Origin of the sequence: Methylococcus capsulatus, from assembly GCF_036864975.1 — a bacterium.
GTDB lineage: Bacteria > Pseudomonadota > Gammaproteobacteria > Methylococcales > Methylococcaceae > Methylococcus.
This window is the reverse complement of sequence record NZ_CP104311.1, coordinates 1851047-1873205: the sequence shown is the minus strand read 5'-3', so window position 1 is coordinate 1873205 and position 22159 is coordinate 1851047. Positions and strand designations below refer to the sequence as shown.

Annotated in this window: 17 protein-coding genes and 1 tRNA gene; 1 reads left to right on the top strand and 17 read right to left on the bottom strand. The window is 64.4% G+C overall.

Annotated features, from left to right (window positions below; genetic code table 11):
* Positions 1-447: a pyrimidine dimer DNA glycosylase/endonuclease V gene (locus tag N4J17_RS09295; RefSeq protein ID WP_198321772.1), complete on the top strand. Its 447-nt coding sequence runs from the start codon at positions 1-3 to the stop codon at positions 445-447.
* On the opposite strand, the gene N4J17_RS09290 is transcribed toward N4J17_RS09295, so the two are convergent.
* The 17 genes from N4J17_RS09290 to N4J17_RS09210 form a co-directional block, all read right to left on the bottom strand.
* On the bottom strand, positions 444-1592 hold the full coding sequence (locus tag N4J17_RS09290) for an MFS transporter (RefSeq protein ID WP_198321773.1): 1149 nt from the start codon (positions 1590-1592) through the stop codon (positions 444-446). The two genes, N4J17_RS09295 and N4J17_RS09290, sit on opposite strands and share 4 nt — an antisense overlap.
* Before the next feature lie 16 nt (positions 1593-1608).
* A complete protein-coding gene (gene aroC, locus N4J17_RS09285; protein WP_198321774.1) occupies positions 1609-2709 on the bottom strand; it encodes a chorismate synthase in 1101 nt (366 codons plus the stop codon).
* Positions 2710-2724: 15 nt separating this feature from the next.
* Positions 2725-3690, bottom strand: coding sequence for a 50S ribosomal protein L3 N(5)-glutamine methyltransferase (gene prmB, locus N4J17_RS09280; protein WP_198321775.1), 966 nt, complete (start codon positions 3688-3690; stop codon positions 2725-2727).
* On the bottom strand, positions 3687-4733 hold the full coding sequence (argC, locus tag N4J17_RS09275) for an N-acetyl-gamma-glutamyl-phosphate reductase (protein WP_198321776.1): 1047 nt from the start codon (positions 4731-4733) through the stop codon (positions 3687-3689). Before argC ends, prmB begins: the two co-directional genes overlap by 4 nt.
* Before the next feature lie 201 nt (positions 4734-4934).
* The gene (locus N4J17_RS09270) at positions 4935-5267 is read right to left on the bottom strand and encodes an integration host factor subunit alpha (protein WP_198321777.1); all 333 of its coding nucleotides are present in this window, start codon (positions 5265-5267) and stop codon (positions 4935-4937) included.
* A 4-nt stretch (positions 5268-5271) separates the two neighbouring features.
* On the bottom strand, positions 5272-7647 hold the full coding sequence (pheT, locus tag N4J17_RS09265; RefSeq protein ID WP_198321778.1) for a phenylalanine--tRNA ligase subunit beta: 2376 nt from the start codon (positions 7645-7647) through the stop codon (positions 5272-5274).
* A 28-nt stretch (positions 7648-7675) separates the two neighbouring features.
* On the bottom strand, positions 7676-8701 hold the full coding sequence (pheS, locus tag N4J17_RS09260; protein ID WP_198321779.1) for a phenylalanine--tRNA ligase subunit alpha: 1026 nt from the start codon (positions 8699-8701) through the stop codon (positions 7676-7678).
* 76 nt (positions 8702-8777) lie between these two features.
* Entirely contained in the window at positions 8778-9125 is a 348-nt protein-coding gene (gene rplT / locus N4J17_RS09255; RefSeq protein ID WP_010960034.1) for a 50S ribosomal protein L20, read from the bottom strand.
* Between the two features lie 38 nt (positions 9126-9163).
* Positions 9164-9361 (bottom strand): 50S ribosomal protein L35, encoded by a 198-nt coding sequence (gene rpmI / locus N4J17_RS09250; RefSeq protein ID WP_198321780.1) that lies wholly within the window; start codon positions 9359-9361, stop codon positions 9164-9166.
* Between the two features lie 21 nt (positions 9362-9382).
* Positions 9383-9847 (bottom strand): translation initiation factor IF-3, encoded by a 465-nt coding sequence (gene infC, locus N4J17_RS09245; RefSeq protein WP_248617019.1) that lies wholly within the window; start codon positions 9845-9847, stop codon positions 9383-9385.
* A gap of 89 nt (positions 9848-9936) precedes the next feature.
* Positions 9937-11853 carry a threonine--tRNA ligase gene (thrS, locus tag N4J17_RS09240; protein WP_198321781.1) on the bottom strand — a complete coding sequence of 639 codons (1917 nt, stop codon included), beginning with the start codon at positions 11851-11853 and terminating at the stop codon, positions 9937-9939.
* Positions 11854-11926: 73 nt separating this feature from the next.
* Positions 11927-12003, bottom strand: a tRNA-Val gene (locus N4J17_RS09235).
* Positions 12004-12087: 84 nt separating this feature from the next.
* A complete protein-coding gene (locus tag N4J17_RS09230; protein ID WP_198321782.1) occupies positions 12088-12783 on the bottom strand; it encodes a hypothetical protein in 696 nt (231 codons plus the stop codon).
* Positions 12784-12803: 20 nt separating this feature from the next.
* The gene (gene recD, locus N4J17_RS09225) at positions 12804-14618 is read right to left on the bottom strand and encodes an exodeoxyribonuclease V subunit alpha (protein WP_198321783.1); all 1815 of its coding nucleotides are present in this window, start codon (positions 14616-14618) and stop codon (positions 12804-12806) included.
* Positions 14615-18220, bottom strand: a complete 3606-nt coding sequence (gene recB / locus N4J17_RS09220) for an exodeoxyribonuclease V subunit beta (protein WP_198321784.1) — start codon at positions 18218-18220, stop codon at positions 14615-14617. Before recB ends, recD begins: the two co-directional genes overlap by 4 nt.
* On the bottom strand, positions 18217-21747 hold the full coding sequence (gene recC, locus N4J17_RS09215; RefSeq protein WP_232470225.1) for an exodeoxyribonuclease V subunit gamma: 3531 nt from the start codon (positions 21745-21747) through the stop codon (positions 18217-18219). The genes recB and recC overlap by 4 nt, the downstream gene beginning before the upstream one ends.
* 128 nt (positions 21748-21875) lie before the next feature.
* A complete protein-coding gene (locus N4J17_RS09210; RefSeq protein ID WP_198321785.1) occupies positions 21876-22085 on the bottom strand; it encodes a hypothetical protein in 210 nt (69 codons plus the stop codon).
* Positions 22086-22159 lie beyond the last annotated feature (74 nt).

The following is a 22159-nucleotide window of genomic DNA, read 5'->3' as shown; positions in this document are numbered from 1 at the left end:
ATGCGGCTGTGGACCTTGCATCCCCGCTACCTGGACGCCAAAGGACTGGTCGCGCTCTGGCGCGAAGCGCTGCTCGCGCAAGCCGTGCTGAAGGGGCTGACGCGCGGCTATACCCGCCACCCCCAATTGATTCGGTTCCGGCAAACGCCCGCCCCCGAAGCGGCGATCGCGCACTATCTGCGAGCCGTGCACGCCGAGGCCGGGCGCCGGGGTTACCGCTTCGACGCAGGCAAAATCGCCCCCGCCCCGCAGCCCGCCCTCATGGCGGCCACGGACGGCCAGATCGCCTACGAATGGGCTCATCTCAAAGCGAAGCTGAAGGCACGCGCCCCGGCTTGGCTCGAAATCCTGGAGACGGTGTCGATACCCGAACCGCACCCCTCGTTCCGCCTCGTTCCAGGGCCGGTGGCGGATTGGGAATCACTGCCCGGAACGCTGGCGCGTTAGCGGCCACGATCGACCAGCCACCAGGCGATGGCCAGTGCCGCCAGGGACACGGCCGCAGCGCCGGCATACACCGTTTCGGCGCCGAAATCGGCCCAGGCATAGCCGCTGACAAAACTCCCCAGCGCGCCGCCCGCACCGTAGCTCAGGCTGGTGAAAAGCGCCTGGCCGCGATTGCGGTTGCGCCCCTGGAAGTAGCGGTGGACCAGGGCAATCGAGACGGCGTGAAACGCCCCGAAGCTGGCGGCGTGCAAGGTCTGGGCAAAAACCAATACGCCCGGCCATTCGGCGTAACGGCCGATCAGCAGCCAACGCAGCACCGTCAAGGCGATGCTCCCGAGCAGGATGGCGCGTAGCGAAACGCGGGCCTGGATCGCCGGCAGGACCAGGAACAGGACAATCTCCGACACCACCCCCAAGGCCCAGAGCTGGCCGGTGCGGGAACGGTCGAAGCCATGGTTCTCCAGATGCACCGAATAGAAGCTGTAATACGGACCGTGGGCCATCTGGATCAGCAGACAGGTGAGCAGCAGGCCGATCACCTCGGGCCGCTTGACGACCCGCCACAAAGTATCTTGGGTGGGCGCGTGAACCACCCTGGCGCCGGCCGGAATGGCGAGGCTGGACAGCGACATCATTGCGAACAGAAAAGCCAGCACCTGCGGTAGGCAGCTGATCACAAGCCGCGCTTCGAGCGCCGCGCCCACGGCGAGCACGCCCAGGATGAAACCGACCGACCCCCATAGCCGGATCCGGCTGTAGCCCCTGGTATCGCCCTTGAGCAAGGCCAGGTTCAGCGACTCCAGTGTGGGCAGGAAGGCGTTCCAGAAGAAACCGGACAGCCCCACCGCCGCGAGCAGTCCGCCATACCCCGGCAGTACGAAAACCAGGCCGAATCCGAGAAAGGTCAGCAGACAGGCTAGGCGGATGAGAAACAGGTCACGGCCGGTATGGTCGGCCAGCCAGCCCCAGCCGTTGGGCGCCACGATGCGGGTGGCCGCCACGACGGCCATGACGATGCCGATTTCCTTCGGGCCGAACCCCCGCGCCTGCAGATAAAGCGGCCAATACGGTAGAAAGGTGCCCAGTGCCGCGAAATACCACAAGTACAGGCCGGAAAGCCGCCAGTACGGCACGGTGCCGGGCATGGGCGGACCCGCCCGACTAAAACGCGCTGGGCGGGATGGGATCGAGCGTGCGCACGACGTCCTGGTTCTGCCCCCTGTGGCGCAGATAATGATCCATCAGCACGATGGCCATCATCGCCTCGGCGATCGGCGTGGCTCGGATGCCGACACAAGGGTCGTGGCGACCGGTGGTCACAACTTCCACCGATTCGCCGCGAATGTTCACCGTCCGGGCGGGGATGCGCAGGCTGGAGGTGGGCTTCAAAGCGATGCTGGCGACGATGTCCTGGCCGCTGGATATTCCGCCCAAGATCCCGCCGGCCGAATTGCCCAGGAAACCTTCCGGCGTCATCTCGTCACGGAACACCGAACCCTTGGCTTCGACACAGCCGAAGCCGGCGCCGATCTCCACACCCTTGACAGCGTTGATGCTCATCAGCGCATACGCCAGCTCAGCGTCGAGCCGGTCGAAGATCGGCTCACCCAGGCCCGGCGGTACGCCCGTGGCGACTACGTTGACCCGGGCGCCTATGGAATCGCCTTCCTTGCGCAGAGCATCCATGTAGGCTTCCAGCTCGGGTACCCTGGCGGGATCCGGGCAGAAGAAAGGGTTGTCGTCGATGGCATTCCAGTCGACCGGATCGAGCCGGATCGGCCCGAGCTGGGCCAGATAGCCGCGGATCTCCACCCCCAACCGCTCACGCAGGTATTTCTTGGCGATGCCTCCTGCGGCCACCCGCACCGCGGTTTCGCGCGCCGAGGAGCGGCCGCCTCCACGGTAGTCGCGGAACCCGTATTTCATATGGTAGGTGTAATCGGCGTGGCCGGGACGGAAGCGGTCCGCGATGCTGGCATAATCCTTGGACCGCTGGTCCTCGTTCTCGATCAAGAGGCCGATCGGCGTCCCGGTGGTGAGCCCTTCGAACACCCCGGACAGTATCCTCACCTTGTCCGGCTCGCGCCGCTGGGTGGTATGGCGCGACTGACCCGGCCGGCGGCGGTCCAGATCGTGCTGCAGATCGGCTTCGGCCAGCGCAAGTCCCGGTGGGCAGCCGTCGACGATGCCGCCGAGCGCAGGACCATGGCTTTCGCCGAAGGTCGTGACGGTGAACAGTTTGCCAATGGTGTTTCCGGACATGGTTTCTCGCTCGGTTTATTGGAGGCTGTGGCCGACCGCTTGGGTTTCCGGGCCGAGCGAACGCTCGAACAGCTTCCTGTGCCTTTCCACCTGGGCCGCGGTCAACAGGAACACCCCCTCGCCACCGTGCTCGAAATCCAACCAGAGGAAATCGACCTCCGGAAACAGCGCCGCCAGCGCTTCGGCACTGGAACCGACTTCGACCACCAGGACACCGTCGGGCTTGAGCCGGTCCGCTGCGCCGGCGAGGATACGGCGCACGCAGTCCAGGCCATCTTCCCCCGATTCCAGCCCGAGCCGGGGTTCGGCATGGTATTCCGGAGGCAGTTCGCGCCATTCCTGCAGATTCACGTAAGGCGGATTGCTCACGATCAGATCATAGCGGGTCCCGTCGAGCTGCTGATACAAATCCGAATGCACCAGCCGGACGGTATCTTCGAGCCCATGGGCGCGGACGTTCATCCGCGCCACTTCCAGCGCGCCGCCGGAAAGGTCCACCGCGTCCACCCGCGACTGGGGAAAAGCCTGGGCGCAGGCGATGGCGATGCAGCCGCTACCGGTGCACAGGTCGAGCACGTCGCCGACCGCATCGGGTACCAGCCAGGGCTGGAACTGGTTTTCGATCAGTTCGGCGATGGGAGAGCGCGGCACCAGCACCCGCTCGTCCACGTAGAATTTGAGACCGGCGAACCAGGCTTCGTGGGTCAGATAGGCCAATGGCACGCGCTCATCGATCCGGCGCCCGACCAGGTGCAGGATGCGCTCGCGTTCCTCGAACGTCAGCACCGCGGAGAAATACCCCGAGGGCATGTCGTGCGGCTGGCGGATCACGTGCATGACCAGGGCGGCGGCTTCATCCAGCGCCGTCCCGGTGCCATGGCCGAAAAATATGCCGGCTTCGGCGAAGCGCGTCGCTCCCCAACGGATATAGTCGCGCACCGTGGTCAAGGTTTCGAGAACGGACGGATGGTTCGTTTTCATGGATACAGGCCGATGGCTTGCAGACCCGTGGTTTCCTCGAAACCGAACCTGAGGTTCATGTTCTGCACCGCCTGTCCCGCGGCGCCTTTGACCAGGTTGTCGATCACCGCCAGCACCACGATCTGGCCGCTCCCCCGGAGTTCGAACACCGCGATCTGGCAGCGGTTGGAGCCGCGCACGTTGCGCGTGTCGGGGTGACTGCCGGGCGGCAGCACGTCGACGAACGGCTCGTCGCGGTAGCGCTCCTCGTAGAGCCGCTGGATGTCGCCCGGCTCGTCGATCGGCACGGCATAGAGGGTCGCATGAATGCCACGGATCATCGGCAGGAGATGCGGCACGAAGGTCAGCCCGACCGGCTCCCCCGCCATTTCCACCAGACCCTGCACGATTTCCGGCCAATGCCGGTGGCCCGCCACCGCATAGGCCTTGAAGCTTTCGCCGGTTTCGCTCATCAGCAGTGGAACCTCAGCCTTACGGCCGGCGCCGCTGACGCCCGATTTCACGTCGGCGATGAGCCGGTCCGCCGCCACCAGCCGGTTTTCCAGCAAAGGCAGCAAGCCGAGCTGGACGGCGGTGGGATAACAGCCCGGATTGGCGATCAGCCGTGCCGAGCGGATCGCATCGCGACGGACTTCCGGCAGGCCGTAGACGGCCTCGCTCAGCAGCTCGGGACAGGCATGCGCTTGCCCATACCAATGCGCCCATTCGTCCGCGTCCTTGAGGCGGAAATCCGCCGACAGGTCGATGACGACGATGCCTTTTTCGAGCAATACCGGCGCCGATTGCATGGCGATGCCGTTGGGGGTGGCGAAGAACACCACGTCGCAGCCGCTGAGATTCTCCACCTCGGGATCGGTGAAGACGGCATCCACGTGGCCGCGGAGATTGGGATAGAGATCGGCAACGGCCTTGCCGGCGTCCGTGCGGGAGGTGACGGTGCGAATGCGCACGCCGGGATGCAACGCCAGCAGGCGCAACAATTCCACGCCAGTGTAACCGGTCCCGCCTATGATCCCGACTTCGATCGGCTTGCCTGACCTCATGTCTGTTTGTGAATCCGGAAAGTTTGATGACAGCCCATTTTATCAGACCGGGGGAAGCAGGCCCGTCCCTCGCGTCGAAATACGGGCTTCGTAAGAAGATCGGGGCCAGGGAGCCGGGGCTCGGATTTCAGGAAGGCACCCGGCCAAAGGCCCTGCGACCTCCGGAGGAAAACGGAGCCGGCCGGGGGTGCGGAACCCCTGTCAGGATTCCTCGGTCCGCTCGGCGTCCAATTCACACCGTTCCGATTCCTGAAGAGCTTCGACCGTGGCTTTGAGTTTCTGGCCCGCTTTGAAGGTCACCACGCGCCGCGCGGTAATCGGGATTTCTTCGCCGGTTTTCGGATTCCGGCCGGGCCTCTGCCGCTTATCGCGCAGATCGAAATTGCCGAAACCGGAGAGTTTCACCGAACGCCCACTTTCCAGCGAAGCCTTGATGACTTCGAAAAACTGGTCGACCAGTTCCTTGGCATCCCGTTTGTTCAGACCAAGCTCGGAAAATAACCTTTCGACCATGTCCGCTTTGGTTAGCGCCATTGCCTCATTCTCTCAATTTCGCACCAAAATCAGCCGCCAACCGAGCCACGATCCGGCCCATGACCTCGTCCACCCGGTCGTCGGTCAATGTGTCCTCCGCATCCTGCAGGGTGACGCCGAGCGCCATGCTCTTCTTGCCGGCTTCCACGCCTGTTCCCAAGTAAACGTCGAACAGCACCGTGTCCCGAACCAGGGGCCCGCCGCTCGCGGCGACGGCTTCCAGCAGATCCGCTGCCGGCAGGTCCCGCGCCACGACCAGCGCCAGATCACGCCGCACCTGGGGAAAGCGGGACAAGGGCGCGAACCGCGGCAGATCGCGTTGCAGCAGCGCCCCAGCGTCTATTTCGAACAGAAAGACGGGTTGTTCGAATCCGAGCTCGCGCTCGATTTGCGGATGCAGCATACCCAGCCAGCCGGCGCCGGTATCACCGATCAGGATTTCGGCACTCTGGCCGGGATGCAGGGCGTGATGGATCGCCGGACGAAAGCGAACCGAGCTCTTGCCGGTCAGGCCCAGTATAGCCTCGACGTCTGATTTCACGTCGAAAAAGTCCGCCCGCCGGGATTTCTCTCCCCATTGTTCGTCCAGGACTGGACCCAGGACGAGGCCGGCCAGAGTGCCGCGCTGTTCGAGCAACCCGCCATGCCTTACGAATTTCAGCCCAGTCTCGAAGATACGCACCCGTTCCTGCTGGCGGCTCAGGTTTTTCTGCGCGCAGTCCAGCAAGCCTGTCCAGAGACTGGTCCGCATCACCGCCAGATCGGCGGAAATCGGATTCAGCAGGGTTTCTGGCTCGATTTCCGGATCGATCCGCCGCTGCATGTCGGCGGACACGAAACTGTAGGTGATGACCTCCTGGTAACCGCGATCGGCCAGCAGGTCCTTCACCCGATCCAGCCCGAGCACCGTTTCCGACGCCGGCTGCATCTCCGAAGCCACGGCGGGGCGGCGCCGGGGGATGTCGTCGTAACCGTAGACGCGGCCGATTTCCTCGATGAGGTCGGCCTCCAGAGCGAGGTCGAAGCGGAAGCTCGGCGGCGTGACCGTCCAGCCCTGCTCGTCCTCTTCGACGCTCATACCGAGGCGGGTGAGGATGTCGGCGATCTCGCCCCGCGCCAGGCTCAGGCCGAGCAGTTGCCCGATGCGCTGCTCACGCAGGCGGACCGGCGCCCGGAGTGGCAAAAGATCCTCACGCACCGTCTCGATGACCGGGCCGGCTTCGCCGCCGGCGATCTCCAGCAACAGCGCGGTCGCCCGCTCGATCGCCCGCCGCTGCAACGCTGGATCGACGCCCCGCTCGAAACGGTGGGAAGAATCGGTCGCCAGACCGTACCGGCGCGCCTTGCCCATGATCAGGGCGGGCGCAAAGAATGCGCACTCCAGGAAGAGGTCGGTGGTGGCATCCCCCACCGCGCTCTGTTCCCCACCCATGATACCGGCCAGCGCCAGGGCTTTTTCTTCGTCAGCGATGACCAGCACATCGGAAGACAGGGTGATTTCTTCCCCGTTCAGCAATTTCAAAAGTTCGCCTGCGCGGGCCTGCCGCACATGGATGTCGCCGGAGAGCCTCGCCAGGTCAAAGGCATGCAGAGGCTGGCCCAGCTCGAGCAGCACGTAATTGGTGACGTCGACCGCCGGCCCCAGACTGCGCAGCCCACTGCGGCGCAGGCGCTCCTTCAGCCACAGCGGGGTCTGGGCCCGGGCGTCGATGCCGGCGATGACCCGGCCGAGATAGCGCGGACAGGCCTCAGGCGCGTCCAGATGGACGACCAACCGCCGCTGGCTGCCGACGGCGACGGTCCCCGCGTCGACACATTGGAACGGCAACCGGTTGATCAGCGCCACTTCACGGGCGATGCCCTCCACGCTCAGGCAGTCGGCGCGGTTGGGAGTCAGATCGATTTCCAGAATCTTGTCATCGAGCTGCAGATAATCGCGGATGTCGGCACCGACCGGTGCATCGGCGGGTAGCTCCAGCAAACCGGATGCGTTGTCTTCGAGACCAAGCTCCTTGGCCGAGCACAGCATGCCGAAGGATTCGACGCCACGCAGGCGGGAACGCTTGATCTTCAAAGGGCCAGGCAATACCGCGCCTTCCATCGCCAAAGGCGCCACCAGGCCGGCACGAGCATTGGCCGCTCCGCAGACGATCTGGAGATGCTCGCCGAGGCCGGCGTCGACCCGGCAGATCTGCAGGCGGTCGGCTTCGGGATGCGGGGCCGCTTCCAGGATTCGCGCCACCACCACTCCGCTGAAATCGGCCGCCACGGGTTCGGCGCCATCGACTTCGAGGCCCGCCATGGTCAGCTGGTGGACCAGCCCGGCCGTGTCGACCACGGGATTGACGTATTGACGTAACCAGGCTTCGCTCAGGCGCATGTCGGTCGTTCGGCAGAAACTTTCGGGATCAGAACGGCTTGAACTGCCGCAGGAATTTGAGGTCGTTTTCGAAGAACAGGCGCAGATCGTTGATGCCGTAGCGCAGCATGGTCAGGCGCTCGACCCCAAGCCCGAACGCGAAGCCGCTGTAGCGCTCCGGATCGATGCCGACCGCCTCGAACACGCGGGGGTGGATCATGCCGCACCCCATCACTTCGAGCCAGCCACTATGCTTGCACACCCGGCAGCCCTGGCCGTCGCAGATCACGCATTCGATGTCGACTTCCGCCGAAGGCTCCGTGAACGGAAAGTATGACGGACGGAACCGCACCGCGCAGTCTTTCTCGAAAAAACCGGTCAGGAATTCGTACAGCGTCCCCTTCAGATCGGCGAAGCTGACATTCTCGTCCACCCAGAAACCCTCGACCTGATGGAACATCGGGGTATGGGTGAGGTCGGAATCGCAGCGGTATACCCGGCCGGGCGCGATGACCCGCAGCGGCGGCCGTCCCGATTCCATGACGCGAATCTGCACCGGCGAGGTGTGGGTGCGAAGCAGCATGTGCTCGCTGAAATAAAACGTGTCGTGCATGGCGCGGGCCGGGTGATGGGCCGGGATGTTCAGCGCCTCGAAATTGTGGAAATCGTCCTCGATTTCCGGACCTTCGACCACCGAAAAACCCACGCTGCGGAACATCTGGGTGATGCGGCGCAAGGTCAGGGTGACAGGATGCAGTCCCCCGGGCCGCAGGCCACGGCCTGGAAGTGTGACGTCGATGGTTTCGCTGGCCAGACGTCGAGCCAGAGCCTCGGATTCCAGCGCCGCCTTGCGCCGGTCCAGCAGCCTCTGGAACTCATCGCGCGCCCGGTTGATACGCTGGCCGAATTCCTTGCGGTCCTCCGGCGACAACGCCCCGAGCTTCTTCATCTGCTCGGTGAACTCGCCCTTCTTGCCCAAATACCGCACCCGGACCTGGTCCAGCTCGGCGACGTTTCCGGCCTCGGCCAACAGGCGCGCGGCTTGTTCCAGGGTGGACTCGGGCGACGAATTCACGACGGGCTAATCTTGATGGCGACTAAAGAGATCCAGCGGAAAGCCCGATGCCTTCCGCCGGGTGCGGCGTGGGTACTCAGCCCTGGGCAATGCGGGCCAGCTCCGCGAAGGCGTCCTTGTCGCGTACGGCCAGGTCGGCCAGGACCTTGCGATCGATCTCGATGGAAGCCTTCTTCAGGCCGCTGATGAAACGGCTGTAGGACAGGCCGAATTCGCGGGCGCCGGCATTGATGCGGGTAATCCACAGGGCGCGAAACTGGCGCTTCCTCTGGCGGCGGTCACGGTAGGCGTATTGGCCCGCCTTGATGACCGCCTGTTTGGCGACGCGGTAAACACGGCTGCGGGCGCCGTAATAACCTTTGGCCTGCTTCAGGACCTTCTTGTGACGGGCGCGCGCTATCACTCCGCGCTTGACTCGTGCCATGGCTCATTCCTCTTGCGGTAACTCGGTAACGGGGCTGATCAGGTATACGGCAGCATGCGCGCCACTGCACGCACGTCGGACGGATGCACCATGTCCGGCCTGCGCAGTTGGCGCTTGCGCTTGGTGGACTTCTTGGTCAGGATGTGGCGGCGGTGCGACTGCACACACTTGAAGCCGCCGGAACCGGTCCGCTTGAAGCGCTTGGCTGCGCCGCGATTGGTTTTGATCTTGGGCATTTCTGTAATTCTCCAGAGTCTCTAAGCCTTTTTCTTCTTGGGGGCCAGCGTCATACTCATCTGACGCCCCTCCAGTTTCGGGAACTGTTCCACCGACGCGTATTCTTCCAGATCCGTTTCGATCCGTTTCAAGAGGTCCATACCGAGTTCGCGGTGCGCCAGTTCGCGCCCGCGGAACCGCACGGTGATCTTGGCCTTGTCGCCGTCATTCAGAAAGCGAATGAGACTGCGCAGCTTGACCTGGTAGTCGCCTTCGTCCGTACCCGGACGAAATTTGATTTCCTTGATCTGGATCAGCTTCTGCTTCTTCTTGGAAGCCTGAAGCTTCTTGTTCTGTTCGAACCGATACTTGCCGTAGTTCATGATCCGGCACACCGGCGGATCCGAACCGGGCGAGATCTCGACCAGATCCAGATCGGCATCGTAGGCGATCTGTCTGGCCTCTCGCGAAGAAACTATCCCGAGCTGTTGTCCATCCGCGCCTATCAGTCTGACGGCGGGGGCCGTGATCTCCTCATTGAGTCGCGGCTCTTTCTTGTTGTCGTTGGCAGTGATAACTCCAGTCCTCCGATGTGTTAATGACTCACGGCGCGCTTCATCGTTTCCTCGGTGAACTTCGCCACCAGATCACCTATCCCGAAACTGCCGTGATCCTTACCGTCTTGCGTCCGCAAGCTGACGCTTCCCGCTTCGACCTCCTTATCGCCAACGATAAGCAAATAAGGTACCCGCTGCATGGAATGTTCGCGGATTTTAAAGCCGACCTTCTCATTTCTCAAGTCGGCGATGACTCTAAATCCTTTAGAGACAAACTCTTGTGCCACTTCCCGGGTGTAATCGGCCTGGCGGTCGGTGATGTTGAGCACCACCGCCTGCACCGGCGCCAGCCACAAAGGAAAGTGCCCGGCATAGTGTTCTGTCAGAATTCCGACAAACCGCTCCATGGAACCGAGAATCGCCCGGTGCAGCATGACCGGCACACGGCGCGCGCCGTCCTCGGCGACGTAGGTCGCTCCAAGCCGGGCCGGCATGGAAAAATCCACCTGAATGGTGCCGCACTGCCAGACGCGGTCCAGACAGTCCTTCAGTGAAAACTCGATCTTGGGACCGTAGAACGCGCCCTCGCCGGGTTGCAGATCCCAGTCCAGGCCCTTGGCGTTCAGTGCCGTTTCCAGCGCATGCTCGGCCTTGGTCCAGACCTCGTCTGAACCGACCCGCTTTTCCGGCCGGGTGGACAGCTTGATCTGAACCTCGCTGAAACCGAAATCGGTATACACCTTGAACAACAGGTCGATGAAGCGCGACACCTCATCCTGGATCTGCTCCTCGGTGCAGAAAATGTGCGCATCGTCCTGAGTGAAACCACGTACCCGCATCAGTCCGTGCAAGGTGCCGGAAAGCTCATTGCGATGACAGGAACCGAACTCGGCCAACCGCAATGGCAGATCGCGATAGCTCTTCAAGCCCTGGTTGTAGACCTGCACGTGGCAGGGACAATTCATCGGCTTGATGGCATAGTCGCGCTCTTCCGACGCCGTGGTGAACATCTCGTCCGAAAATTTTTCCCAGTGGCCGGAGCGCTCCCACAAAGTCCTGGCCACCACCAGCGGCGTACGGATTTCCTGGTAGCCGTTGTCACGGAAGACCCGCCGCATGTACTGCTCGATCTCCTGCCACAGGGTCCAGCCCTTGGGATGCCAGAACACCATGCCGGGGGCCTCCTCCTGCATGTGGAACAGATCCAGCGCCTTGCCGAGTTTGCGGTGATCGCGCCGTTCCGCCTCTTCCAGCCGCTGCAGGTAGGCGGCGAGTTCTTTCTTGTCTCCCCAGGCCGTGCCGTAGATGCGCTGCAGCATTTCATTGCGCGAGTCGCCGCGCCAGTAGGCGCCGGCGATCTTCATCAACTTGAAGGCTTTGAGCCGGCCGGTGTCCGGCACGTGCGGGCCGCGGCACAAATCGGTGAAATCACCCTGGGAATACAGCGAAATCACCTCGCCCGCCGGGATCGCCTCGATGATCCGGGCCTTGTAATCTTCGCCCAGACTGTGGAAATAGGCGATGGCTTCCTCGCGGGACATGGTCCTGCGCTCGACCGGCAGCGCCTGGGCCGCCAGCTCATGCATTTTGGCCTCGATCGCCTCCAGGTCCTCCGGCGTGAAAGGACGTTCGTAGGAAAAATCGTAATAAAAACCGTCCTGAATGACCGGGCCGATGGTCACCTGGGCCTTGGGATAGAGCGCCTTGACGGCCTGGGCCAGCAGATGGGCGGTGGAATGGCGGATGACTTCAACGCCGTCGGCATCGCGCGCGGTGACCAACGCAACCTGGGCATCGGCTTCAATGCGATAGGAGAGATCGACGAGCCGGCCATTCACCCGCCCGGCCAGCGCGGCCCTGGCAAGGCCCGGCCCGATGGACTCGGCCACCTGCAGGAGGGTGACGGGATGATCGAATTCCCGGCGAGAACCGTCGGGCAAGGTAACGACGGGCATAATTATGGAACTCGTGGTCTGACTCGAACCCCCAAACAAAAAAGCATCGCCTCGCGATGCTTCCCGGGATATCTGGTAGGCGCGATTGGACTCGAACCAACGACCCCCACCATGTCAAGGTGGTGCTCTAACCAACTGAGCTACGCGCCTGTCGTAATTCGACAAGAAGGAAGCATTATAATGAGGCATTCGATTCTTGCCAACAGTTTTTTCTTCCCGCCGTGTAGCCTTCGCTCAAGGCAACCGCGGGGCAAATCCCAGGATGTCCCTTTGATAGACCTCATGCACTTCGGATAACGGCAGATTATCGCGCGTGTACAGCACGGCACGGTGCTCGAACAATCCCGCGGGAATGGCCAGCCCGGCCGAAGACCGGGGTGGCGGCTCGGTTCGTCCCGCCACGGCCCAGTTTTCCGGCAGCGGCGACCACAGCAGGCGGGCGGAGAAGGTCTGACGGTAGGGCACGAGCGCGGCGACGGCCTTGCCGAACGGCGTATCGGTGGTTTCCAGCAGCCGATTCATCTCGGCCGTCAGGCGGGCGGGGGCGTACCAGTTGTCTGCCTCGGACAGCACCCGCTCGCCGCACTTGAGCCGGACATGGCGGAATTTCAGCTCAGCGGCGGACGCCACGCCCAGGCGCTGGAGCTGTTCGGCATCGGGCGCCTTGGCCTCTACCCTCATCCGCTCCGCCACGATATGCGGCGCGGCGGCCAGATGATAATCGCTGCACCATCTTTCCAGCACCGCCGTCGCGCTCCGACTCGCCAGAATCTCGGCGTTGAGGGTCTGAATCAGCGCCAGCGCGGCCAGCCGGCCGGTGCCGCTGTCCGGCCACAGCGGCACCCTTACCGGGTCGGCAAACGAGGAAGCCGGAAAAGCCACGACGGCCGCGACGACGATCTGCCTTCGGAAACGCATGACCCGGCTCATGACGCCCCTCCTTTCATCCTTCACGGAATCTCTTTCAGGCGGGCGATCAAGCCGGAATAGCGGCGGGTGCGACGGCGAATGGCCTCCGCCAGCACGGGAGCAGCGCCGATGAGAGATACGGTACGCTTTCCGCGGGTGATGCCGGTGTAAATCAGCTCTCGGGTGAGTACAGGCGAGACACGGTCTGGCAACAGCAACGCCACCTCGTCGAATTCCGATCCTTGCGACTTGTGCACGGTCAGGGCGAAGGCGGTCTCGTGCTCGGGCAGACGGGACGGCGGAATGGCGCGGAATCCTCCGCCGGCATCGGGAAAATGCACCCGCAGTTCGCCGGATGGCGCCGCCAGTACGAGGCCGATATCGCCATTGAACAGCTTCAACACGTAGTCGTTGTGCAGCACCATGACCGGCCGGCCGGGATACCATTCGGCCCGAGGGTCCGCCCCCAGGCCGAGGCGGCGGCGCCATTCGCGGGCGATCAGGCGGTTGATTGCGTCGACCCCGCGCGGCGAGTCCCGCACCGCGCACAGGATGCGGAAGCGGTTGTAGGCGGCGAACGCGGCTTCTGGCGCCGCATCGCCGGAATGCATGACATTCAGGTAATCCGCATAACCCGCCAGCAGGGTCTCGATCAGGCCGGCGTCGGGCGCTGCGGCCGCCGCCTCCCGCCAGATCACTCCGTCTTCCCCGCCGGTCCGCAATTCCGCGATCACCGCATCCGCTTCGCCCGAGTTGACCCGCGCCGCCAGCCGTCCGATGCCGGAATCGCTGCGGAAACGGTAGTTGCGGCTGAACCAGACCACACAATCCTCGAGCGGGGTGGGACGGACGGGCGCAGCGGTGACGATGGCCGCCGGATCAGTCTGGGTCAGGGCGGCCAGCTGTTCGATGACCGGCGGCGACAGCCTCGGATCGGCACTGAGTTCGGCAAACACCGCCCCCGCCTCCACCGCAGCGAGCTGGTCCTTGTCGCCCAGCAGGACGAGTCGGCCGCTGACAGGCATCGCCTCCACCAGCTTGGTAGCCAAGCTCAGGTCGAGCATCGAAGCCTCGTCGACCACCAGTACATCGACGGCCAGAGGATTTCCGGCGTGATGGCGAAAATTTCCGCTGCCGGGGATCACGCCCAGCAGACGGTGAACGGTACTGGCGGCGTCCGGAAGTTTCGCGCGGACGAACCCGGGCAGATGCGCCGCCCGCTCGCGCAACGCATCCAGCATGCGGGCCGCGGCCTTGCCGGTGGGCGCGGCCAGGGCGATGCGGCAGTCCGGATTCTGGACGATCAGATAAGCCAGCAGGTTCACCACTGTGGTGGTCTTGCCGGTGCCCGGCCCGCCGCTGATGACGGTGAGCCGGCCTAGCAGGGCCAGGGCGGCGGCGAGCTTCTGCCAGTCGGGGCCGCCGCCGGCTGTGGCGGGAAACAAAGCATTCAACTGCTCCTGCACCGCTTCCGACGGTGGCGCCAGCCTGTCACGGCCGCGCGCCAGCCGCCGCAAGGCAGATGCCAGGCGACGCTCATAGTCGAAATAGCGGTAAAGATAGAGCCGTCCTTCGTCATCCAGAACCAGCGGGCGGGGTTCACCCTGGGGCGCGCCGACCACACCGGAACCGAGCAGCAGTGTTCGCAACGATTCTGGGCCGTGCTGCGGGAAGTCTTCGGCCAATTCGGCCAGATCGGTACAGACATGGCCTTCGGTGGTGGCGAAACTGGCCAGGAAAGCGGCTCGCTCCAGCACCTCGGACTCCGCTGGGTTGTTCGCCCAGCGCAGACAACGACGGGCGAAGCCGGAGGCCAGCAGATGCTGAGAAGAGTGCTTGGACTCGCCGGCGATCATGTCCCCCGCCTCCCGCCGATCAGAGCATCCAACGCGACGATGCAGTCCTCCGCGGGCCGCTGGAAATAGACCCCGGCACCCTGCCAGGCCGGCCGCACACCGCGTACGAACAGGTAATAAACGCCGCCGAAGTGGTTCGTGTAAGCATAGTCCGGGAGGCGGCGGGCGAGGTAACGGTTCAGCGCGACCGTATAGAGCAGGTATTGCAAATGATAACCCTCTGCGACCATGGTTTCCGCTAGCGCTTGCGGGCCGTAGTCTTCGCGCTTGTAGCCAAGATGGTTGGACTTCCAGTCCAACAGGTAATAGCGACCTTGGTGGCGGAATACCAGATCGATGGCTCCCTGCAGATAGCCGTTCAGCACCCGGAAATCCAGCTTGCCCATGGAATAACCATGATCGCGCAGCAATGCGTTCAGCCGCACCGGGTCCAGCCCCTCGGCCGGCAGGCGGAAGGCAAGCTCGCTCAGCCGCTGAGCACGGTCTATGTCGCTCAGTTTCAAGCCATCGCCAAGATCGGTGGCGAGCACATCGCCCAGCAGGCTCTTCAGCATGGCGGGAGCCGCCGGTTCCGAGCCCTGCGGCTGCAGCGCCAGAGCGCGGCCGATGGCACCGTCCCAGCCGGCGGGATCGGTAAAATCGGCCCGCTCGAACAGATAATGGATGCAGATACCGGCCGCAGCGCCCCGCGGAAAGCGCAGGATGTCGCTCTCGGGCAGCGCAGCCGGCGGCGGACCCAGGACGGGCGCCACGCTGAGGGCATCATGGTCGCGCGCCTCGGCACCGGCCTCCATGGCTCGGACCAAGGAGGTGAAGCTGCCCGTGGACCACGCCGGCGGAATCCAGGCCGGCGGCGTCTGCGCCGCCAGCCGCTCGAGGTCAGGCGAGGGTCCGGCCATCGCAGGTACGACGATGGCTGGCATTGGCGCGACGCCGATCGCTTCCGGCAAAGCGCGCCAGCCAGCCTCGATGTGCTCCGGATCGAGCTTGGTCTTGGCCTCCTGCCATTGCTCGGGACTGTGATCTTTCCCGCAGGCGAGCCAATTGAGCATACTGCGGGTGCTTTCACCACAAGACCCCGCGTCGCTCGCCTTGGTCCGGTAAACCCCGGCGAAGAGATAACAGCGCTGCACCGCGCGGGTCAGGGCCACATAGATCAGTCGCAGGGTTTCGGCATCGTCTTCGATCCGGCGCCGGCTCTTGATCTCGGGATCGTCTTTGGCTTCCGGGCGGAAATCCTGCACCGCGACGCCGGCTTCGTCGTGATATTCGATGCCTTCCGATCCGCCCCTGGCGCTACGCTTCCCATCCCACAGATAAGGGCAGAACACCACCGGGTACTCCAGCCCCTTGGACTTGTGGATGGTGACGATCTGCACCAGATTCTGGTCGGACTCCAGCCGTAACTGGGCGTCGTCCTGGGCCGCGCTGTCCCGCCGCCGGCTCTGCAGCCAGCGCAGCAGAGCATCGGGTGAAGTCAGCCCGGCCTGGGCCTGGTGCAGCAATTCCCCTAGGTGCAGCAGATTGGTCAGACGGCGCTCGCCGTCAGGCCGGGCCAGCGCCCGCCGGGCCACACCCTCATCGTGCAGAAGCCGCCGGTACATCGGCCCGAAGCCGCGCCGCTGCCACAGCTCGCGGTATTCGCCGAAGCGCAGCAGGCTTTCCAGCAAGCGGTCTTCGTCCGCCGAAATCTCGGCGACTCTCGACGCATCAAAGCCCATGATCTCCGTCGCCAGGGCGGCCCGCAGCAGGCGGTCGCGGCCAGGATCGAGCACCGCCCGCAGGATGCGTTCGATTTCCTCCGCCTCGGGCGTGTGGAACACACTGGCCTGCGACAGTTCCACGCTGCCGACCCCCAGCCTTGCCAGAGCCTGGCGGATACGCCGCCCCTGAGCATGGCTGCGCACCAGCACCGCGATGTCCGATGCCCGCAAGACCCGCTCACCGAGCCGGATACGCCCTGCTCTGCCTTCCTGGATCAGACGGGCGATCTCGGCAGCGGCGGTGTCGGTGCAGCGCCGCATCGCCTCCGCCCGCAGCAACCAACCGCCCGCCTCGTCCTTCGGCAGCAGCCAGACCTGGAACGGCGCGCGCGGCTCGGTCGGGTCGGTGAAAGAGGGGCGTGGTTTCGCTCCCGGCCTGACGGGACGGTACTCGAGGCCGTCGAGCAGGAAGGCACGGCGGTTGGCACCGAACAGGGCGTTGCAGGCTTCGATCACGCCCGTCACCGAACGCTGGTTTTCCACCAGTGTGTATTCTCGGCTGGCGTGACGGCGTGCACCGAGGTAGGTGTAGAGATCGGCATTGCGGAAGCTGTATATCGCCTGCTTGGGGTCGCCGACCAGGAACACCGGCCCGGACACTGCGCCTTCGGCCAGGTAGAGCGCGCGGAAGATGGCGAACTGCAGTGGATCAGTATCCTGGAACTCGTCGATCAGCGCCACCGGATAACGGCTGCGCAGGGCATGGGCCAGCCGGGGATAGCGACCCGAAGTCAGGGCCTCATGGACGTTCCACAGCATGTCATCGAAACCGATGACCCGCCGCCGGCGTTTTTCCGCTCGCAGGGCCTCCGCGCCTTGTTCGACGAGATCCCGGAGCAGCCTCAGGCGCGCGGCCGTCAGGCGCTCCCGAATGCCGTCTTTGAGCGCCAGCAGATTTTCGGCCGCATCGAAAAACGGATGGGACGGCGCCGTGTTGCCTTTTTTCGTCCCCCGCTTCAGCACCGCTGCCCGGAACAGCCGGATCTTGTCCTCCACCGGCGCCAGCGGATCGTTCGTAGCGAACCACGCCTCCCAGCCTCTTCGCGCCGTTTCAAGGGAGGCCACTTTGTAGGACACGCCGTTGAGCTGATCGATCGCCTCTTCCAACAGCCGGACAATGCCGGACGCATCGGCCTGCCACAGCCGCCGTGCCTCGCCGAACGCGGCCAGCAAAGCCTGCTCGTCCCCCTCGTCCGGCGGCTCCACCGGCTCGGGCCAACGCCGGTCCGACAGCGGCTTGGCCAGCGCGCGTCTGAGCAGATTTGCGTATTTCTCCGGATCGTCGCCGGCCTCCAGCAGATGGGCGATCATGAGCCTGCTCAGGTCTCCGGCCGCGACGCGGCGGCGCCAGAAATCATTGGCGACTTCCTGTGCCAGCATCGCATCATCCTGCACCAGCTCCAGGGCGAACGGGAGACCCGCGGCGAACGGCGTGCCGGCCAGAGCGCGCTGGCAGAAGCCGTGGATGGTGAAGATCGCAGCCTCGTCGAAAGCAAGCAGCGCCCGGTGCAGCCGCTGCCGCATCGCCGTCCGGTCCAGCGTCCCTTCGAGCGCCGACACCAGACCGGGCACGAAAGGATCGCCCGCCGTCCACCCCGCTCCATTCAGGAACCCCAAGGTCTCGACGATCCGGCCGCGGATGCGATCGCGCAGCTCGGCCGTCGCCGCGTTGGTGAAGGTCACGACCAGAATGTCCTGGACCGCCCGCTCCTGCTCCAGCAGCAGTCGCAGGTACAGGCCGCAGATGTTCCAGGTCTTACCGGTGCCGGCGGAGGCTTCGATCAGGTTGATGCCCGCCAGTGGGCAGCGGAACGCGTCCAGGGATAGTGCCACACTCATGCGATGCGCTCGTCTTCCAGATGATCCAGCAGCGGGCCGAACATCGTTTGGGCCGCGCGGAAGAACTCGCCGTCCAGGGGATCGGCCTGCCCCCTCAGGGCCTGGCGGCAGGCGGGGTCTTCGGATTCGCCGCGGCGGTGATCGGAACCTTCCCAGCGCTTGCGTGCCTCCCGCTCGGCAGCCTCGGATTCGCCCTGCCTCAGCTTCAAGGCACAAGCCCAGGCGCTCCTGGGAAAGAAATGCAGCGGCAAGCGTAGGCCCTCCCGGTACAGCGCCACCAGTTCGCGCAATCGTTCTTGCGCCGCGGCCACCGGCCGGAGCCGGTATTCGCCATCCCGCGAGATCCAGGTCGTGGCCGGCGCCACCCCTCGAGCTGCCAACGCATTCAGGAACAGGTGATCAAGCCAGCCGGACAGATAATCCACCGGCCGGGTATCGTCGTAGCGCCAGCGCACCAGCCCACGCGGCCGCACCTGCCCGAGCGCGCCGCTTAGGGCCCAAGTTTCGCCCTCGATCTCGAATACCAGCGTACCCGCCAGCGGCTCCAAAGGGTCCTCCCGCGTCTGTTCCGCGATCCGCTCCGCATAATCCCGAATCCGCGCCAGCTCCCCTTCGAGCAGCACTTCGCCGAGCCGTCCTTGCGGATACTCGTTGCCCGCCCGCGCCGCCGCCTCGACCGCCTCCTCTGTGGCACCGGACAATATCAGCGGCAGCAGCCGCTCGGCGACCTCGCCACGGTCGAAGTACCGCGGGAGGAACGGCTCCTCGTCGGCCAGTTCCGCCTCGCCCTCGGCCAGGCTCAGCCCCAGACGCCGCTCCAGCAGATAGCGGCAGGGATTGCGGAAAAAACGCTTCAAGTCCTCCAGGTTCGGCTCGCGCCACTCCGGCTCCGGTGCGGCCAGTGGGGCTGGGAAGAAAGGAGCAGGTTCGAGGTCCTGCTCGTTATGTTCCTCCACGGCGTTTGGCCCCGCTGAACCGTGATCCGCCCGCTCCCCCTGAGAAAGGGTGACGGGAGGGTTTTCAGGCTCTTGCGCTTGGGGGTCATGAGCCCTCGCCCCCTGCCCATCTCCCAACGGACGAGGGGAACGAGCGGCCCGCAAAGCTTCGCAATATTCCGAATTGAAACTGACCAGCCGCGCATCCTTCGGCATGGCAGCATCGAAATATACCGGCGAGAATGCCTGCAGCGGATGTTCCACCACCAGCCTGCGCCGCGCCTCGTCCAGACTCCCGCCCTCAGCAGCCACCAGCGGCAGCACGTAATCCAGCAGCTCCGACAGCAGTGTCGACGGCGGCAGATGACTGTTGTCGCGCACGCTGCGGCCGGTATAACTCAGATACAGCCGATCCCGCGCCGCCAGCAGCAGATCGAGAAACAGATTGCGCTCGTCGTACCGGCGCTGGCGGTCGCCGCGGCGCGGGGCCTGGGCGATCAAATCGAACTCGGCGGGGTGGTCCGGGCTGGGAAACACACCGTCGTTCAAGCCGATGACACACACCACCCGGTACGGCAGGCTGCGCAGACTGGCCATGGCCGTGAAGGTCACCCGGCCGGACGGCATCGCGCCCCGGACCGGATCATCCAGCAGCGCTTCCAAAGCAACCCGCACCACGTCAGGCTCAATCGCCGCGGACACGGCCGCCTCGACCCAATGCCGGCCCAGCGCGGCGATGGCTTCGCGGACCTCCTGGAGATCGGCGACGGTTTCAGGCGCTTCCACCAGGAAAGCACTGACCAATGCATTCAGCCGCTCACCCCAGGCCGCGGGCGTCGCCGGCGTGCTCCAGACGCGATGCCAATGAGCCAGCAGATCGACGAAATGGGCAAATCCGCCCAACGCCAGTGCCTCCAACCCTTCCGCGTCGGCCGCCGGCAGGCGACCGTCGAACGGCGCCGGAACTTCCCCTAGCGCATAGCCCAGGAACAGGCGGTCGAGACCGTCGGCGAAGCTGTGCCGCTCCACCTCCGGCACCCCCACCGCCTTACGGTGCGCGCCATCCAACCCCCAGTGGATCCCCCCCAGCCGAAACCAGTCGTGGACGCGCTCCAGATCATCCGGCCCCAAACCGAAGCGGGCATACACCAACGGACGCTGCAGGAATTCGTACACTGCGCTGGCCTTGCAACGGGACGCAAACAGATCGAGCAAAGCCAGTAAGGCGGCGGCCGCCGGATTCGCCACCGCCCTGCGCAAACCGGTGATGGTGTACGGGATCCGCCGCGCCACCGGCGCCGTGCCAAACACCGCATCGATCAAAGGTGCGACTTCCTCCAGCCGGGGCGTCACGACCAGGATGTCCGAGACTTTCAGTGGAGGCTCACGCGGCGCTCCATCGCCTCGCTCTCCCTCTGGGACCAATCTGTCAGGAGCGGATTTGCATTTGATTGAGCTGGCGTGCGGGATTTCCTCCCCGAGCATCGCCAGCAACTGATCGTGCAGCACCTCCAGCTCCCGCACCAGCGAATGGCAGACATGCACCTCGATACTGCGGTCCAAGGCCACAGACGCGCAGGAAGCCGGCTCGGGGTCACGCAGATTGAGGATGGCTTCCTGCACAGCCGCCAGCAGGCTGATCCGACCCGGCGGCTCGAACCGGACATCGTCGATCACCGCCGTTTCCGCTTTGTCAAACAACAGATCGATATGTGCCTGGGTCTGTTGTCCCCAGCTTGCCAGCAGACGGTTGCCGGTTTCGCGGTACAGCGCATCACCGCGAACCTCCAGGTAACTCAACCGCCTGGGATCGACGATCTCGAACCAATATTCCCGGCAAGGGTTCAGGACGTACAAATGCAAGTCGGTCCAGCGTGCCAGCTTGCCGAGGATGTCCAGATACAGTGGCGGAATGGTCGGCAGGCAGAACAGATGGGCCCGCTCAGGCAGCCCGGCCCGCCGCGTCTCCTCTGGACCCATGGACTCCACCGCACGAAAGAACACCGCCGACGGATGCTCCCGCTCAGCGCCGTGGGATGAGCGAAAGCGCACCGCCATCTCGTCCATCAGAGCCCGCCACAACGCCGCCTGCCACGCCTCGTCCTCCCGACCGGCATCGGGCAACCCGCAAGCCGGCTTGCCGTCCTGCCAAGCTGCCAGCCAATCTGGACGGTAGGTAATGTACTGCTCCATGAGCCGCGCCACCCGCTGCGCCAGATCGAAACGCATCGCCGCATCGGCCCGCTCCAGATAAGACGCCAGACGTGGATGGGCCGAGACCAGTGCCGTCTCGCCCAGAGCCCGGAATACCCGCCAGGTCAAGGTGGACGGCTCGAACGGCGAGGACTCGCCCACCTCGATCACCTGCCCGATCTGCGCCCACAACCATTGCGCCAGATAATGGAACTCGACGTTCGCGCACACCCCGAAGCGATCCGCATAATCCAGCTCCAGCCGGCGCCGCACACCCGCGCTGGGCACGATGATCTGCTCCGCCGCAAACGGATCGGCTGGGCCTTGCGCCAAATCGTCGAACAGACGGCGAATGAGGGCTTCGAAGCGGTTGGAGAAGACGATGTTGAGGGGGGCCATGATTACGGGAAAGGGATAATGGATATTCAACGAAGCGTCGGTAACTTATCGATCCCGACCGATCAACCGACCCCCTAATTTCCGATAGGCAGAAGACGCTCGTTCGGTATCGAGGACGATCATTGTCCTCAGTCCTCCGCAGGAACGGTACTCATCACATCGCCCAGATCCTTAACCCGCCCTGCGAATTGAGGAGGAGGACTGCGGCGCCTAACCAGTTGCGTCGGCGTTGTTTCATCCAGGGGCCAAAGAATGACCTCCACCCGATGATGGCGCAGGGCTTCCGGAACAGTAATGAACCCCGCAGCACCTTCATAAATTTTTCGGTAAGGATTCATGAGCCACTCCCATGACAACGATTTCGTTAACTAGTCGGCCAGGTCACCAAATTACTACAACTCCCACCGGCTTT

Excerpts from the sequence above, each read along its gene's own strand:
- recB (WP_198321784.1), bottom strand. The coding sequence starts at position 18,220 with ATGAGTGTGGCACTATCCCTGGACGCGTTCCGCTGCCCACTGGCGGGC.
- argC (WP_198321776.1), bottom strand. The coding sequence starts at position 4,733 with ATGAGGTCAGGCAAGCCGATCGAAGTCGGGATCATAGGCGGGACCGGT.
- pheT (WP_198321778.1), bottom strand. The coding sequence starts at position 7,647 with ATGCGCCTGAGCGAAGCCTGGTTACGTCAATACGTCAATCCCGTGGTC.
- recC (WP_232470225.1), bottom strand. The coding sequence starts at position 21,747 with ATGGCCCCCCTCAACATCGTCTTCTCCAACCGCTTCGAAGCCCTCATT.
- N4J17_RS09210 (WP_198321785.1), bottom strand. The coding sequence starts at position 22,085 with ATGAATCCTTACCGAAAAATTTATGAAGGTGCTGCGGGGTTCATTACT.
- rplT (WP_010960034.1), bottom strand. The coding sequence starts at position 9,125 with ATGGCACGAGTCAAGCGCGGAGTGATAGCGCGCGCCCGTCACAAGAAG.
- N4J17_RS09295 (WP_198321772.1), top strand. The coding sequence starts at position 1 with ATGCGGCTGTGGACCTTGCATCCCCGCTACCTGGACGCCAAAGGACTG.
- aroC (WP_198321774.1), bottom strand. The coding sequence starts at position 2,709 with ATGTCCGGAAACACCATTGGCAAACTGTTCACCGTCACGACCTTCGGC.
- recD (WP_198321783.1), bottom strand. The coding sequence starts at position 14,618 with ATGATCGCCGGCGAGTCCAAGCACTCTTCTCAGCATCTGCTGGCCTCC.
- N4J17_RS09290 (WP_198321773.1), bottom strand. The coding sequence starts at position 1,592 with ATGCCCGGCACCGTGCCGTACTGGCGGCTTTCCGGCCTGTACTTGTGG.
- rpmI (WP_198321780.1), bottom strand. The coding sequence starts at position 9,361 with ATGCCCAAGATCAAAACCAATCGCGGCGCAGCCAAGCGCTTCAAGCGG.
- thrS (WP_198321781.1), bottom strand. The coding sequence starts at position 11,853 with ATGCCCGTCGTTACCTTGCCCGACGGTTCTCGCCGGGAATTCGATCAT.
- prmB (WP_198321775.1), bottom strand. The coding sequence starts at position 3,690 with ATGAAAACGAACCATCCGTCCGTTCTCGAAACCTTGACCACGGTGCGC.
- N4J17_RS09230 (WP_198321782.1), bottom strand. The coding sequence starts at position 12,783 with ATGAGCCGGGTCATGCGTTTCCGAAGGCAGATCGTCGTCGCGGCCGTC.
- N4J17_RS09270 (WP_198321777.1), bottom strand. The coding sequence starts at position 5,267 with ATGGCGCTAACCAAAGCGGACATGGTCGAAAGGTTATTTTCCGAGCTT.